Source organism: Claveliimonas sp., assembly GCF_037273965.1.
GTDB lineage: Bacteria > Bacillota > Clostridia > Lachnospirales > Lachnospiraceae > Claveliimonas > Claveliimonas bilis.
Window position 1 is genome coordinate 21,300 of the sequence record NZ_JAYAZJ010000097.1, and the last position, 15,747, is coordinate 37,046.

13 protein-coding genes are annotated in these 15,747 nt (G+C 48.7%); 5 read left to right on the plus strand and 8 right to left on the minus strand.

The annotated features are described in order from the left end of the window. Positions 1–80: 80 nt before the first annotated feature. Complete coding sequence (locus WJ238_RS09155) at positions 81–959, plus strand: BRO family protein (RefSeq protein WP_316267748.1); 879 nt, start codon at positions 81–83, stop codon at positions 957–959. 138 nt (positions 960–1,097) lie between these two features. Here the strand turns inward: WJ238_RS09155 and WJ238_RS09160 are convergent, their stop codons facing one another. The 6 genes from WJ238_RS09160 to WJ238_RS09185 are packed head-to-tail and all read right to left on the minus strand — an operon-like array spanning position 1,098 to position 7,950. Further along, positions 1,098–2,429 (minus strand): SLC13 family permease, encoded by a 1,332-nt coding sequence (locus WJ238_RS09160; protein WP_316267746.1) that lies wholly within the window; start codon positions 2,427–2,429, stop codon positions 1,098–1,100. A gap of 28 nt (positions 2,430–2,457) precedes the next feature. Further along, entirely contained in the window at positions 2,458–3,447 is a 990-nt protein-coding gene (locus WJ238_RS09165) for a hydroxyacid dehydrogenase (protein WP_316267744.1), read from the minus strand. Positions 3,448–3,470: 23 nt separating this feature from the next. Further along, complete coding sequence (gene dapA / locus WJ238_RS09170; RefSeq protein ID WP_316267742.1) at positions 3,471–4,379, minus strand: 4-hydroxy-tetrahydrodipicolinate synthase; 909 nt, start codon at positions 4,377–4,379, stop codon at positions 3,471–3,473. Between the two features lie 20 nt (positions 4,380–4,399). After that, entirely contained in the window at positions 4,400–5,659 is a 1,260-nt protein-coding gene (locus WJ238_RS09175) for a four-carbon acid sugar kinase family protein (protein ID WP_337606744.1), read from the minus strand. Between the two features lie 39 nt (positions 5,660–5,698). Then, complete coding sequence (gene pdxA, locus WJ238_RS09180) at positions 5,699–6,742, minus strand: 4-hydroxythreonine-4-phosphate dehydrogenase PdxA (protein ID WP_316267738.1); 1,044 nt, start codon at positions 6,740–6,742, stop codon at positions 5,699–5,701. A gap of 53 nt (positions 6,743–6,795) precedes the next feature. After that, entirely contained in the window at positions 6,796–7,950 is a 1,155-nt protein-coding gene (locus WJ238_RS09185) for an iron-containing alcohol dehydrogenase (RefSeq protein WP_316267736.1), read from the minus strand. 207 nt (positions 7,951–8,157) lie between these two features. On the opposite strand from WJ238_RS09185, the gene WJ238_RS09190 reads away from it, so the two are divergent. After that, the gene (locus WJ238_RS09190; protein WP_316267735.1) at positions 8,158–9,951 is read left to right on the plus strand and encodes a sigma-54-dependent Fis family transcriptional regulator; all 1,794 of its coding nucleotides are present in this window, start codon (positions 8,158–8,160) and stop codon (positions 9,949–9,951) included. A 24-nt stretch (positions 9,952–9,975) separates the two neighbouring features. Here the strand turns inward: WJ238_RS09190 and WJ238_RS09195 are convergent, their stop codons facing one another. Next, positions 9,976–11,346 carry an MATE family efflux transporter gene (locus WJ238_RS09195; protein WP_337606745.1) on the minus strand — a complete coding sequence of 457 codons (1,371 nt, stop codon included), beginning with the start codon at positions 11,344–11,346 and terminating at the stop codon, positions 9,976–9,978. 114 nt (positions 11,347–11,460) lie between these two features. On the opposite strand from WJ238_RS09195, the gene WJ238_RS09200 reads away from it, so the two are divergent. After that, positions 11,461–11,988, plus strand: coding sequence for a spore maturation protein (locus tag WJ238_RS09200; protein ID WP_337606750.1), 528 nt, complete (start codon positions 11,461–11,463; stop codon positions 11,986–11,988). 64 nt (positions 11,989–12,052) lie between these two features. Here the strand turns inward: WJ238_RS09200 and WJ238_RS09205 are convergent, their stop codons facing one another. Beyond that, positions 12,053–13,789 (minus strand): DUF885 domain-containing protein, encoded by a 1,737-nt coding sequence (locus tag WJ238_RS09205; RefSeq protein WP_337606746.1) that lies wholly within the window; start codon positions 13,787–13,789, stop codon positions 12,053–12,055. Positions 13,790–14,023: 234 nt separating this feature from the next. Here WJ238_RS09205 and WJ238_RS09210 point away from each other — a divergent pair, with 234 nt between their 5' ends. Together WJ238_RS09210 and WJ238_RS09215 are read left to right on the plus strand one after the other, a co-directional pair. Next, positions 14,024–15,352, plus strand: coding sequence for a Wadjet anti-phage system protein JetA family protein (locus tag WJ238_RS09210; RefSeq protein WP_337606748.1), 1,329 nt, complete (start codon positions 14,024–14,026; stop codon positions 15,350–15,352). Beyond that, on the plus strand, positions 15,349–15,747 hold a 399-nt coding region (locus WJ238_RS09215), incomplete at its 3' end, for a DUF4194 domain-containing protein (protein ID WP_337606749.1). The genes WJ238_RS09210 and WJ238_RS09215, both read left to right, overlap by 4 nt.

Sequence of the window (15,747 nt, forward strand, 5' to 3'; positions counted from 1 at the left end):
GAACATAAACGACAGCGGTTGCAGTCGGAAAAAGGCGCAATTTTGTTGTAAAATAAATTGCCCGGAAAGGAGTATCGCAAATGGATAACAACAAATTGCAGCTTTTTGAAAACAAAGCAATCAGAACGGCATGGGACGAGAAAAAGGAAGAATGGTACTTTTCCATTGTTGATGTTGTCGCGGTGTTGACCGACAGCCCAAATCCAAATAACTATTGGAAAGTTTTGAAAAAGCGGTTAAAAGATGAGGGAAATCAGTCGGTTACATCTTGTAACCAACTGAAGCTGAAATCGCACAAGGACGGGAAACGTTATTTGACCGACGTTGCGACAACGGAGCAGCTTTTGCGTATTATTCAGTCTATCCCCTCACCGAAAGCGGAGCCGTTTAAGCTGTGGCTTGCAGAAGTCGGGCGGGAACGGATAGAAGAAACCATAGACCCGGAACAGGCCATAAACCGCGCCCTTGAAACCTATCTAAAAAAGGGATATACCCGCGAATGGATTAACCAGCGGTTACAGGCAATCCAAGTGCGGAAAGAACTAACCGATGAATGGCAAGACCGGGGCGTGAAAAGGGGCGTTGAATATGCGATACTCACCGACGAGATCACCCGTGCATGGTCGGGAATGACGACACGGCAATACAAAAAGCTGAAAGGCCTTAAAAAAGAAAATCTTCGGGACAACATGAGTACAACAGAGATTATCCTGAATATGCTTGCGGAAACTTCCACAAAGGATATTTCCCAAGCGGCAAAGCCGGAAACCTTTGAAGAAAACATAGAGATTGCCCGCCGCGGCGGGAACGTTGCCGGGATTGCAAAACAAGCCCTTGAAGCGGAAACGGGCAAGCCCGTTATCACTTCTCAAAACGCGGCGCAATTAAACGCCGTTGTAACGGGCATGATTGAGGGCGTTGCGGACGCGGAAAAGAAGAAAGACGAGACAGACGAATAGAGGGATTGCAAGTGGAACGTTAGGGCTGAAAGAGTCTGGGTTTCTGCAACTTTTGGCGCGGTGCCGGAAATCGGCAAACCGCGCCTCTGTTTTTTATGTGCGCCTGGCGGCGCGCATTTTTAATGTATTCTGTAATGCTTAGAAGAATACGATGTTGGATGTGATACAAACGACAATGATGGAGATGATCAGCAGTGGACCGCCGATCTTCACAAAGTCCATGAATTTGTAACCGGCCGGCAGGATCTGAATGTTTACAGCGGTTCCGTAGGAGGTTGCGATTGCGAAGTTGGATGTTGCCGCAATCAGGATTACCCACGGTACCGGGCTGATTCCCAGGGCAATGGCCATCGGGATACAGATCGGGCACAGCATGGCTGCGGTTGCGTTATTTGACATGAAGTTTGTCAGTACGCTGCACAGTACCGCGATAACTATGGTCAGCAGCGGAACGGATGCATTGACGCCTCCGAAGAAGTTCAGTACGAAATTGGCGATCATCTCACCGCCGCCGGTTACATCCAGACCGGTTCCCAGTGTGCTCACTGTACCGATTACAATGAATACGTCCCAGGGAAGATCTGCGTAAGCCTGTTTCACGCCGATACATCCGGTAGCGATTACAATTACCGCTCCGATCATGCCGATGAGGCCGATGTTCAGGTAGTTGCTGAATGGTTCAAATCCCTGGATAACGAACAGTACGATACAAAGAAGCATGGTTCCAAGGGCCACGTTGCCTTTCCACCTGGGAATATCGGCGTATTTGTCTTCACCGGTATTCTCAAAGAGTTCCTCGGCGTACATGTTTCCGTCGTTAAAATGTGGATCGCCCGGTTTCAGAGCTTTTTTCAGCAGCCAATAACCCAGAGTTCCCCAGAAAATGATCTGTACGATACATACCGGCAGCATGATCTTGGTCATATCGAAGACGCCCAGACCATCCTCGTAGCCGGCGTAACCTTGCAGTACGGAGTTTGCCGCCAGCTGTGAGGTAGAACCGATCAGGGTAGTGCCTCCGCCGATGATAGCGCCGGTGCCTGCGGCGAAGATAACCATCTTAGAACGGATCTTTCCGGCGGACCCTGCCGCAACTACTGCGATCAGTGGCATCCAGATGGCAACGGTTCCGTTGTTGCTCATGAACGCGGACATGATGGTGCAGCAGGTTGCTGCCGCTACTACAAAACGGCGCTCAGATTTTGCCCACCAGGAGTTCCCGATTACTTTACCGATACGGTCTGCCACACCGGTCTCAAACAGAGCGGCGCTGACAATACACATACCGACTACCATAATCCATCCGGGAGCGGAGAATCCTTCATAAACTGCGGACAGCTCTACTTCCGGTACCAGTATTGCCATAGCCACGGCGCCTGCCATGGAGACAACGCTCATAGGAAATTTATTCCAGATGAAGAATGCAATCGTAATTGCGATGATAATAATTGCAACTGTACTTGATGCCATTGTTCTTTATTCCTCCCAACAAAGTTTTTTATAGTTCCGCCCACTGGGCGTCTTTCCATTTCGGATGATCGTAGACGGCTTTGTCAGCCACGTAGGGCCATTTCTTTCCCTCCACGACTGCCAGACAGCCATTGATGCACATCTGCGCCATCTTGATTACTGCCTCGCGGGTCTGTGCGGCAGAGTGAGGACTTGCCACCAGATTCGGGCAGTTCAACAGCGGGTCGTCTGCCTCCGGCGGCTCGTTACAGTACACGTCGGTGCCGGCTCCGGCGATCACGCCCGCTTTCAGGGCTTCTGCCAGATCGACTTCGTTGATGATTCCGCCGCGGCTGCAGTTGATCAGAAGAGCGGTCTTTTTCATCATCCCCAGATGCTCTTTTTTGATCATATCTCTGGTCTGCTCGGTGAGAGGTACGTGGATAGTCACCACGTCGCTGTCTTTTAGCAGATCTTCGTAATTCTCATAGTAGACGGCGCCGCAGCCTTCGATCTGTTCTCTGTTCATGAAGGGGTCGTAAGCTGCAATCTTCATTCCGCATCCTTCGCAGATTTTGGCAACTTCTCTTCCGATTGCTCCAAGCCCCAGGATGCCTACCGTCTTTCCTTCCAGTTCAAAAGCTTTCTTTGCATCGCGGATTTTCCAGTTACCCTTGCACATCTCAATCTGTGCTTCCAGCATGTTTTTGGACAGGGCGAACATCATGGCGACCGCGTGCTCAGCTACGCTCCGGTTGTTTGCTCCCGGGGTGATGATAACCGGAATGCCATGGGCGGTAGCGGTTTTCACATCTACAGAATCATAGCCCACGCCGGTACGTCCGATGACTTTCAGATTCGGGCTGTTTTCGATAGCGTGTCCATCGCATTTCGCGATGCGCACGATCAGGGCGTCTGCCTCTTTCATTTCATCCAGATAATTGTTGGGATCGCCGTTGTCAGCCACGTAGATGTCAGCTTTTCCTTCCAGCATGGCCAGCCCTTCCGGGCATACAGACTGTGTCATTACTACTTTCATGCCGATTTCTCCTTTCCTGTGTGTTAGTTCATTCCGTTTTTTTTGTTCTCTTCCAGAACGTTCTTCAGCGCGTCCACGCCTTCGCCGCACAGGTAGTTGAACGGGCTGCGGCACTCGCCTACCGGATAACCGAGCATTGCAACAGCTTTCTTTACAACGGTGTTCGGATTGCCATATTTGAAGACTGCGCGGAAACTTGCGATGGATTCCTGCGCGGCCTCGGCCTCTTCGATTCTGCCCTCTTTAAACAGATTGTAAATAGAGGAAAGCACATGCGGATATACGTTGGAGCATCCTGCGATGCCGCCGGTTCCGCCTTCCTTCAGGCTTGGAAGAATCAAAGAGTCATTGCCGGACAGCACGTAGAAATCTTTGTCCAGATCTCTTGTCTGCTGAATATATGCTTTTAAGTTCTCCCAGTCGCCGCTGGAATCCTTGGCGCCGACAATTACGTCCACATCCTTCGCCAGTTTCGCCACGGTCTCGGGAAGCAGTTTGTTGCCGGTACGTGCAGGAATGTTGTACAGGACGATCGGAATATCTACATGTTTCGCAACTTCTGCATAGTGATCATACAGCTCTTTCTGAGAAGCGACCGCGAAGCTTGGAGTAATGATGGACAGAACGTCCGCACCCAGTTCCTGTGCCTTTTTGCTCATACGGATGGTGTCTCTGGTGGAGATGCATCCGGAACCGGCGTAAACGGGAACGCGCCCTTTTACGTGATCGATGGTCGCTTCCAGAACTGCGATTTTCTCGTTTTCGTCCAGGATATAGCCTTCGCCGTTGGTTCCGAAGCAGAAAATGCCGTGTACGCCTCCGTCGATCAGACGGTCGATCTGTACGCGGAGTTCGTCCAGATTGACGCTCTCATCCTTTTTCATGGGGGTCAGGATCGGTGTGATAATTCCTTTCAGTTCTACGTTTTTCATGTTGATTTCTCCTTTGCATTTTATTTTAAAATTTTTTGTGCAATCTTTTCCAGGATGTCCTCGGTACCGAACCCTCCGGATTTTGAGATTACCTGCTGCCGGTATCCGTTCCATTCCAGAACGGAAACTGCAATGCCGGGTTCGATTTCGCAGATTGGTTCCAGCTGGGTGCATCCGATATTTCTCATGTATCCCATCAGGGTATCGCCGCCTGTCATCAGGATCGTTGCATCCATCCTGCGGTTGGCGATTTCCTGAACGATTCTTCCGTGGACGGCTGCGATCAGGAACCTCACTTCTTCCGGAGAGATGTTATGCTCTTTTATGTAGAGCTCTTTTTCTTCGTTCTCATCGTTCTCATCGAAAGTATCGAGAACGACCTTTTTCTTTTCCCGACAAAGCTGTAAAATTTCTTCCAGAAATTTTCTTCCCTCCGGTGTGTCGTAATAGGCGGGATCCAGTTTCTGGCGCGCCGCAAGATGCCTTCCCGCAAATCCGGCTTTTTCTTTCGCGTAAACAACTTGCTGTTCCGTGATCCGATTCAGACTTCCGCATGCCACATAGAAGCGCTCGGTCTTTCTATAAGTTCCGGGCGTCCGGCGCCGGAAAGGGATTCGTTCTACCAGACGGTCCGCCAGGGCCGCGCATCCGGCCAGCAGGCTGTTGTTTTCTTTCTGGAACAGCTCGTCCAGACGCCGGTCTATATCCTCTGTTTCGACAAGGTCGCAGACTATGAAGTCCTTTTCCTTTCTCTGGGAGGGAAGGGTCTCTCCGCGTCTGATGCAGGTGACGGGAACATTGCTTTGTTCTCCGATGATATCCGGCAGATAAGATTTCGTTGCCGGCTCAAAAGGATCCCTGCCAAAGGCGCTGTTCTCCAGAAGTTCCCCGGAAATGTAATGGACGCCGTCTCTGGTGATCCGGCCGATCTGCGGATATCCCGGCAGGAAATACAGTCGGCTGTCTTTTCTGGCGTCCAGTACGGCCTGCAGTTCGGCTCCGATATTGCCGCGCAGGGCCGAATCCGTCTTTTTGAAAATATGCGGCACTTTGTGTCTTGCGGCCCAGAGTGCCAGCTGATACACGGCGTTGTAAGCTTCTTTTGGCGGCATGGGGCGGGATTCGGTGTCAACCACCAGAACCTCTGTCTCCTCCTTGACGTCGTCTTTCGTCAGATTTTGCTTTGTAAAAATCTGAGTGCAGATCCCTTTTTTTGCAAACTGTACGCCTGTGTCCAGGGCTCCGGTAAAATCGTCCGCAATTATCAACAGTTTTATCATTTTTCTTCCCCTTGCTTTTTTTGGCAGTGTAAAATCGCCTTATTTCCGGTTCCGGGCAATGCGGATTGCGTAGTCAATGGAGTTTGCCAGGCTCAGTACATTTGCGGTTCCCTGTCCGGCGATATCGAATCCGGTTCCGTGATCTACCGATACGCGGATGACCGGTATCCCCAGAGTGATATTTACGCCGGCCACGGCGTCCCATTTCTTTAGCTCTTTATTATAGACAAAGCCTTTGACTTTCAGCGGGATATGTCCCTGATCGTGGTACATGGCGACGACGATGTCATACCATCCCCCGAGAGCTTTGGAGAACACGGTATCCGGCGGAGTGGGTTTTTTCTCGGGAATACAGATTCCTTCTGCCATCGCCGCATCAATGGCGGGCTGTATTTCCTCTATCTCTTCCGCGCCGAACATTCCGTTTTCTCCGCAGTGTGGATTCAGTCCGGCAACGCCGATCTTGGGGATTTTGATTCCCAGATCTTTGCAGGCCTGGTCCGCAATGCGGATCACATCCAGTACCCGGTCCTTTTTCACCAGGGCGCAGGCCTGGCTCAGAGAAACATGGGTAGATACGTGGACTACTCGGAGGTTGTCGTGGGCGAGCATCATTGTATATTTGGACGTATGGGTATAGTCTGCATAGATCTCGGTATGTCCGGAATAATGATGTCCGGCCATGTTGATCGCCTCTTTGTTCAGGGCGTTGGTCACCGTGGCGTCAATTTCCCCTTTCATGGCCAGGTCGATCACTTTCACTACATATTGGAACGCCGCCTCGCCGCACATTTTGGAAACTTTTCCGAAGACATGTCTTTCCATGTCTACAAGGCCCATGTCATAGACGTCGATGGTTCCGTATTCAAACTTTGCGTCTTTTACTTCTTTTATCGGATGAATCTTAATCTGTCCTTCTTTTCCGGCAATTTTCACTGCCTGCTCCATGCAGTTGGCGTCGCCGATGATGAGGGGGCGGCACTCTTCGTATACTTTCGGATCTGACAGCGCCTTTACGGATAACTCGGATCCATTTCCTGCCGGATCTCCCATGGTAATTCCAATAATCGGTCTTTTATTCATTTCTTCCTAATCCCTTTCCTGCTTCGTTTTGATCTGTCGGCTTTTGATGCCTGCTATTTCAGAACTTTCAGATAAATTGCACGGATGTCGTCCAGGCTTAATTCTTTCATATTATTTACCAGAAGCCTGGTCTGTTTGCTTCCGGCGTCTGTCAGGAAATCCAGGTCCTCCATCTTCACGCCGAACTGACTCAGATCGGTAGGGATGCCTGTGGCTTTCACGATATCGGCTATCTGCCTGATCATGTAATCTGCTTTCTCATCCACACTCCCGGCGTTCTGTTCGGGGAATACTACATCGCACAGCTGTGCCAGCCTGTCTTTGCAGGCCTCTTTGTTGTATTCCATAACATGTGCGAACAGGATCGCATTGGATACGCCGTGGGCAATATGGTATTTTCCTCCCAGCGGATAGGACAGTGCGTGAACGGCTGTGGTTCCGCTTCCTGTGATGGCAACGCCGCCGTAGAAAGCTCCCAGGAGCATACTGCTCTTTGCTTCCATGTTATCTGGGTTGTCGTATGCTTCGCGGATATTGCGGAAGATCAGTCTTGCGCCTGCCGCTGCGTAAGTATCGGAAAACGGAGTCGCTTTTCTGGAGGTATAACACTCAACTGCATGAGCCAAAGCGTCTACGCCGGTAGCTGCAACGATGGCTTTCGGAAGTTTGCGGATCATCTGGGAGTCCAGGATCACATAGTCTGGAATCATGCTGTCATTGACGATTCCCTGTTTGGATTCCTCTTCCGGAATTGCCACGATGGCGTTGCAGGTTGCCTCGGATCCGGTACCGCAGGTTGTGGGGATCATCACGGTTTTCACCTGTTTGTTTGCCTGGGACGGATCTTTTAAAAGATCACGGATGGTATAATCCGCGCCTTTTAGTACGGAACATAATTTCGCGGCGTCCATGACGCTTCCGCCGCCGATACCGATGATCAGGTCGGCGCTGTAGTCCTCCGCTTCCCGGATGACGCGCTCCGCATCCTGGTAAGCGGGCTCTGCAGTCAGATCATCAATCACTTTATACTCGGCCTGCGTTTCGTTAAGAACCTTAGTCAGAATATCCAGAAGGCCGGCTTTGCAAATTCCTTTGTCTGTATAAATAATTAATTTCTTTGCATTTTCTTTTTCGATAATGCCTTTGATGTTTTCAATGCATCCTTCTCCTCCGTAAATGCAAGACGGAATCTTAATCTGATAACTCATTTAATTTCCTCCATTCACAATGTTTCATTATGACACAAAATTTGTTCTTTTGTTTAGCTGTGTGTATACATTATCACTTCTTTTGTGGCAATTCAACATAAGAACTCCGGAATTTTCGTTTGAATTTGACACGCACGTGATAAATATCGTTGCAATATGAAACGATTCATACTATAATTTTCTTATTATTGATAGAGGGGGCTTTTTATGCAGAAAATCAGAATCCTGGTCATCGCTCCTTATGAAGGGCTGGCAGATGCAGTTTCTGCCATTGCCCATGAGCGGCAGGATGTGGAAATAACTGTGGAAGTGGGCGACCTGGACAAAGGAAAAAAAATTGCCATGGGACTTGCCCACAGCAATTATGATATTATTCTTTCCCGTGGAGGTACTGCGGAATTGATACGCTCTGCAGTGGATCTTCCTGTGGCGGAGATTTCCATCTCGGGATATGATATTCTCCGCACCATCAAACTGGCGCAGAATTATTCTGGAAAGTTCGCTATTGCCGGTTTTTCGCCTATTACCGAGAATGCCCACATAATCTGCGATCTGCTGCAGTACGACATCGACATTCTTACGTTCTCCAGTGAGGAGGAGGCCTGCCGGTCCCTTCAGGCCGCCAAAAAGAACGGCTGTACGCTGGTGCTGTGTGATATCACAGGAATCAACGCCGCCAAACGGCTGAACTTAAATTCCATCCTTATCACATCAGGAACGGAAAGCATCCACTCGGCCATCGACAATGCCATCGGGCTGGTTCATTCCACGGAATATGTATACAAGCAAAAAGCTCTTTTCCAGTCGCTTCTTACCAGTGACGACCGGGAATTTCTGATCTATGATCCGGCTGGCTTTCTCTGGTTTTCCAGCCTTCCACAGGAAGACTGGAATAATTCTTTGATGAATCTGGTACAGACTTATCTGAAAGCCTTCCTGAAAGTGCCAAATCAAAGGGTTGAACGGCAGATCAGGGATAAGATTTATACATTGTCCAACCGCCATCTGTACTATGACGGGCAGAGATATACGGCCATTACCATCAAACAGAAGGACGCCCTCTTCCCCGAGGAAAATCCGGGGATTACCATCTATAATAAGATAGACCGGGCGCCCAATGATTTCATGGATTCCTACAGCAGTTCCAACAATATGGGAACGCTTGCGCACTCTATTGATGAGTATGGAAAGAGCCGTCTGCCGGTTCTGATCCTGGGAGAGGCCGGCACCGGAAAGGACAAAGCAGCCTCCCTTCTCTATGAGAACGGCCCGTTTGGGCGCGCTCCTTTTTATATCATTAACTGTGAACTCATGAACGAACGGAAATGGAATGCCCTTCTTGGCAGTGACAACTCCCCGCTGAATACTCTGCATAGCACCATCTATATAAAAAATCCGGGGGCGCTGAGCGAAGGACAGGCAGATAAGCTTTTCGCCTACCTGGATAACGCCAGCCTGGCCAGTCGGAATCGCTTGCTGTTCTCCCTGGTGCTGAATACCAGCCGGTATCCCAACGCGGAGACTTGCAGGACGTACCTGGAGAACCGTTTCTCATGCCTTACTTTGAAGCTGCCTCCGCTGCGGGAGCGGAAGGAAGATATTCCCAGCATTGTCGCCTTGTACTTGCACCGTCTGAATGTCCAGCTGGGAAAACAGATTATCGGATTTGAAGCGGAAGCGATGGAACTCATGACGGAATTTCCCTGGCCGAGCAACCTGGATCAGCTGCATCATATCTTACGGGAACTGGCGGTCATTACCCAGACGCCCTATGTCTCCTGCCAGGATGTGAAATATATGCTGGATCAGGAGCAAAGTCTCCCTGCGGATTCGGTTTCCTCCAACCTTGATCTCTCCCGGACTATGGAAGAAATCAATTATCAGATTATTCAGACGGTCCTCAAAGAGGAAAACGGAAGCAAGGAAAAGACCGCAAGCCGGCTCGGGATCAGCCGCAGCACTCTGTGGAGAATCCTGAAAAACAGGAGGGGGGAGGACTGACTTCCCGTGTGCCGGAGCGCATGTTTATCTTTGGGTATGTGGAGGCTGTGTCTCTTTCAGCCGGGGCCAGACGGTAAGGAGCATTGTAACGAAGCTTGCTGTTCCCCCGATAAAATTGGACACGGGTTCTGCCAGAAATACGCCGTCGGTGCCAAATCCGATTGCCGGGAGGAAAATGGTAAGGGGGATCACGATAATAACTTTTCGGAACAGGGAGAAAAAGACAGCCTGCTTTGATCTGCCCAGAGCAACGAAGGTAGACTGACCTGCAAACTGCAAAGCCATCATGAAAATTCCGAAAAAGTACAGTCTCATAGCAGGAACGCCCTTTTCCAGCAATTCCGGTTCACTGTTGAACAGATGAATAAAAAAGTGCGGGAAGAAAAATAAAAGGGCCCACGCTGCCAGGGAAAAGATAATACAGGCGACAGAAGTAAAACGGATTGCTGCTTTTACCCGGTGGTATTTCCCGGCTCCGTAGTTAAAACTCATGACAGGCTGCGCGCCGCTGGTCAACCCGTTTACAGGCATGGTGATAATCTCGCGGACAGAGTTTATAACAGTCATGATGCCTACATAGAGATCACCGCCCCAGCGCTGCAGCATAGCGTTGCACATGATCTGTACAGAACCGTTGGTAATGGACATGACAAAGCCGGACAGTCCAAGCCCTGTAATATCTTTTACGATAGAAAGCTGTGGACGCGCCAGAGTGCGGGGGAGGCGGATCACAGCTTTTTCCCCTGTCAGAAAGCGGAACACCCATACTGCGGAGACGAACTGCGACAAAATAGTGGCAAGGGCAGCCCCACGGACACCCATATGGAATACAAAAATAAAAATCGGATCCAGAATCAGATTCAGGACTGCTCCGATGGAAACAGTGAGCATTCCCATTACGCCAAATCCCTGCGCGTTGATAAAATTATTCATACCAAGACTTACCATGACAAACAGTGTGCCGCACAGGTAAATGGACAGATAAGCATCGGCATAAGGGTAGGTGACATCACTGGCGCCGAACAGATACATGAGGGGGCGCCGGAATATAAAGCAAAGAAGAGCCAGGAGAATCCCGCTGATCAGGAGCATGGAAAAGGAGTTTGCCATGATCTTTTCGGCCTTTTTCTCGTCGCCGGATCCTCTGGCTATAGAAAAGAGGGGAGCGCCGCCCATGCCGAACAGATTGGCAAATGCAGTGATGATTGTAATGACTGGAAGAGTCAGTCCGATACCGGTCAGTGCTTCTGTGGAAGTATGGGGGATATGACCGATATAGATGCGGTCTACCACATTGTACAGGACGTTAATGAGCTGAGCTAAAGTCATGGGAACAGCCAGGCGGAGAATGTTTCCAGAAATACTTCCTTTGCTGAAATCACTTGAGTTTTGCATAGTTGCTATCATTCCTTATCGATTCATTCTGCTTTCTAGTATAGACTTTTTGGAGATTGTTTTCAATGTTCCTTCATATAATGAAAGAAACAGAACTTGGCAAAAGGTGAAAGAATGGATGTATTTATGATCGTATCCAACATGATCATTCCCCTGCTTATCGTGGGGATTGTATGGTTTGGCGTTTCCAGGAAGGTACCGGTGTATGATGCCTTTATAGAAGGCGCAAACAGCGGCTTTAAAATCGTGCTGAAGATCATGCCCACAATGGTTGCACTGATGATCGCAGTGGGAATTTTACGATCATCCGGTTTCCTTGAAATGGCTGCAGAACTGATCGGGAAGTTTACGGTACATATCGGATTTCCGGGAGAACTGGTTCCCCTTACTATCGTAAAAATGTTTTCTTCCTCTGCGGCAACAGGGCTTTTATTGGATCTCTATGAAGAATTTGGGACAGATTCTCTCATCGGACTGATGGGATCCATCAGTATGTCCTGTACAGAAACTATTTTTTATACCATGAGTGTCTATTTCATGACGGCGAAGATTACAAAGATCAGGTATACCCTGGAAGGGGCGTTGATCGCCACATTTGCCGGACTGGCAGCCAGCGTTGTTCTTGCGGGCTGGATGGTATAGACAAAAAAGAGGCGAAGGAGGAACGTTTGAAAAGCCCTTCTTCGCCTCTTTCTTTGTCTTGCTGTTATTCCCCTAAAACATATTTTTCCACAATCTCAAAGGGAGCAGGTCCGGTATCCAGGACAGCTTTGTGGAATCGTTCCTGTGTAAAAGAGTCTCCCCATTTTTTGATTGCTGTTTTTTTCAGTTCCAGAAATTCTACATAGCCAATATAATATTTCAGATAGTTTCCCGGATCTCCCAGAATAAGGTCGTAGATGTCCTGTATCGTCTGGGTATCGGTGATCCCGAAGTTGCGGAAAAAGGATACTGTCTCTGCAAGGGACCAGCCGTCGTAATGGATCCCCATATCTGCCAGGGCGTAAAGTCCCAGGATCACGGAGGCGTTCCGCTGTGCCAGAACAGCCTGCTGTGTATCCAGCGCCGAATAGTAATAACTGATCATTTCCACATAGGTTGCCCACCCTTCCGTATAGCCGCCCCAGTCCAGCAGATTCCGGATGGGATCCGGATTTGTGGAGGCGTAGTATGCATTTTGATAGAGATGGCCGGGGTAACCCTCATGGGCTAAAGTCGTGTAGAGTGTCAGATCATCGGGCAAATGTCCTTCGTTAATGTAGATGACATTGTCATCTGTGTCGTCTATGGCAGGGACCATGAAAAAGGCAGGGCTTAAATAGTCCTCCATTTCTGCCTGCACCTGCTTCACCTGAATATTGACGTCAGGAAGGGCGGGAAAATCGCCGGAGCATTTTTCTTTCAGACTGTCAAGGATCACAAGGGGATCAGTATTTTCCAGAGTCAGTTTTACTGTGCTGCCGCCGGAGGACTCCCCTGTTTTGCTGCTTTTTATAAGAACAGACTGCATGGCAGTAAGATCTTCTGCCATCTGGGACTTTGTAAGATCCTGCAGATCAGAAACGCTCCGGGAGGAGCCGGTATCCCGGCGGACAATGTATTCATAGTAGGCTTTCCCGTTAGGATAGTAACAGAGACCGTTTTGATTCTTTCCTGTATTTTTCAGAGCAGCCATTGCGGCAGAAAGCTTTCGGTAGGAGGGGAAAATATTTTCATTTACCAGTTTTTGATGCTGGGATATGTAGGCTTCCTTTTGCTGTTTTGAAAGGTCAGGTACAGTTTCAAGCCGCTCCTGAAAGGAGGAAAATAAATAATGGCTGTCACCCATGGATGCAAAAGAACTGCATTCTTCGATAATATCCTGAGCGCAGCGGGAAGACATGAAAAGGCCGGCTTTTGATTTTTCTTTCTCAAATGCGATGAGGGAAGCAAAATGCTCAGGCACGTCGCTGATAAGAGCAAGGTAACTGTCAATGTCCTCGTCAGAATAAAAGGGATATTCGGATAAAAGGATGGGGAGCTGTGACTGGACTCCTGTGAGGGGGCTTAAGGGCTCTTCGTACAGTGCAAATGGCACGGCATGCAGAGATTCTGTCAGATAGCTTCTCAATACATCGTAAGTAAGCCGGTTTTCCCGTGAGAGTTTCTGACGGCGAAAACTGTCGAGGACAGCCAGAGTGTTTTCGCAGGAAGCGCTTAGAGCCGTCGGATCGGCTGTATAGGCGCCCAGAGTGACGGGGGTGTTTTCAACGCCATATTTTTCAGGATATTTCAGAGTATAGTGAAGGGTGATGGCGCTGGATGAAACTTCCTGACGGAAGAGGTCTGCAGTAAACTTAAGGAAAGCATCGTTTTCATCCTGGGAAAATAAACGGGTACAGGCGTTCAGAGAAATAACAGCTGTAAGAGCCAGACAAAGAAGAGCAGAAAGCTTTTTTTTCATATAAAAATCCTAAGGGTTTTTCTCTATAAATATGCGGAAAGAAAAGTAACTATTCACAGCCGTTTCAGGACTGAAGCGCGTAAGCCGGGCGAGTGCACATGCGGGTGGGGCTGTGAAGAATGATAAAAGGAATGATTCCCCGGAAGATGGCGCCCAAGGGATTGAAAAAAAGAAATCTCCATGATAACATGACAACGGCGGGATTCGTCGCAGCACAGATAAAAAGGAGTACAGATGAAATTTGTATATGAGATTCCAGACTCTTTCTGGAGCCTGTTTCGTTCCAGAAACAGGGAAATATATATGGAAGCTTTGCTTCAGATCAATGAAGAATATGAGTATAATAATTATTTTTTAAGCAGGGATGCCTGCCTTCAGATATTGAGTGACTATTTTGCCAGCAAAAAGATCCGTCTGGAAATGGAAGAATCAGAGAGTGAACTTGATATGTTGGAAACGCCGGCGGCCCGCATCCTGAACTGGCTTGTACGATTCCAGTGGCTGAAAAAATCGGAGGATTACGGAAGCTTTGTAACAAACATTGTCATACCGGACTATGCGGCAGTGTTTATTGAAGCGTTTGAACAGATGACCCGGGAAGGGATGGATGAGACGGATCTATACATTCAAAATGTGTATGCGACCCTCTATTCTTTCCAGAATAATCCCAGGCTGAATACAGGAATGCTGCGGTCGGCGCTTGTCAATACGAGAAAACTGAATAAAGTTCTCCAGGACATGCTCCACAATATGGATCGGTTTTTCGGACGGCTTCTGGAACAGCAAAATTACGGACAGCTTCTTGAAGAGCATCTGGAAGGTTATGTAGAGGAGGCGGTCAGCAGGAAGTATCACATTCTGAAAACAAGCGATAATTTTTATCTTTACAAGATGGATATTAAAGAATGTCTGGAAAAAATAAGAGATAACGAAGAAACTATAGACAGGATCGGAGAAGAGGGTCTGGAAATACTGAACCGGATCGAGAGAAGTTTTGATGACATGGAGCGGCGGATCTCCAATATGGATAGAGAGCATACAAAGTATATCCGCGCTACAGTGACACGACTGAATTATCTGCTGAGCGGACAGACAGATACAAAAGGGCTTGTGGTGCAGCTTTTGAATCAGATAGGAAATGACGAGAACGGGGAGGAGAAACTTGCAAAAGTTGGGGAGAAGATGAATCTTTCCCTGCTGGAAATGCTGTCGGATAAATCTCTGTACAAGAGGCGGAAAGGACGAAAGGATTTCATCAGCCAGATGGAGAGAGAAGAGGAAAAAGAGGAACTTTCCCGGGGAGAAGTGCTGAAGCTGAACCGGATCCATACCCGTTACAGCCGGGAGCAGATAGAAGAATTTATTGAATCCCATATGGAAGAGGAAAAAATGTGCCTGGAAAACATAGAGATCCGGGATGACTCGGATTTTGAGAAGATCATACTGGCATACGATTACAGTATAAGAAACAGCAGCAGATATCAGGTGATTGAGGAAGAAGGACAGGTAGTGAAAGGGAAATACCGCTGTCCGAAACTGACATTTGTAAGGAGAAGATTATGATAACATATATAGAAGAGCTGACAGACCAGGAGAGGGAGGCGATCCGGGAGGCGATCCAGCTTCTGTACCGTCAGACCTACCTTCTGGAGAGAAGATACGACAGACGGACAGAGAAATACCAGTATACAAAGGAGTATAGAACATGCAGCACGCATCTGGAATTTCTGAAAGACTATTTTGCAGTCGCCGGAATTTCTCTGGAAGAAAATGTGCATGACGGGATTATTTACATACAGGGAGAAACGCTGTGGGGCGAGAAGCTTCCAAGGCTTGCCACAGTGTATCTGCTGATCCTGAAGCTGATCTATGATGAGCAGATGGCGCAGGCAGCGTCCAGTACCCGTATAGTGGCGACGGCAGGTGAGATCAATCAGAAAGCAGGGGCGTTTCGTGTG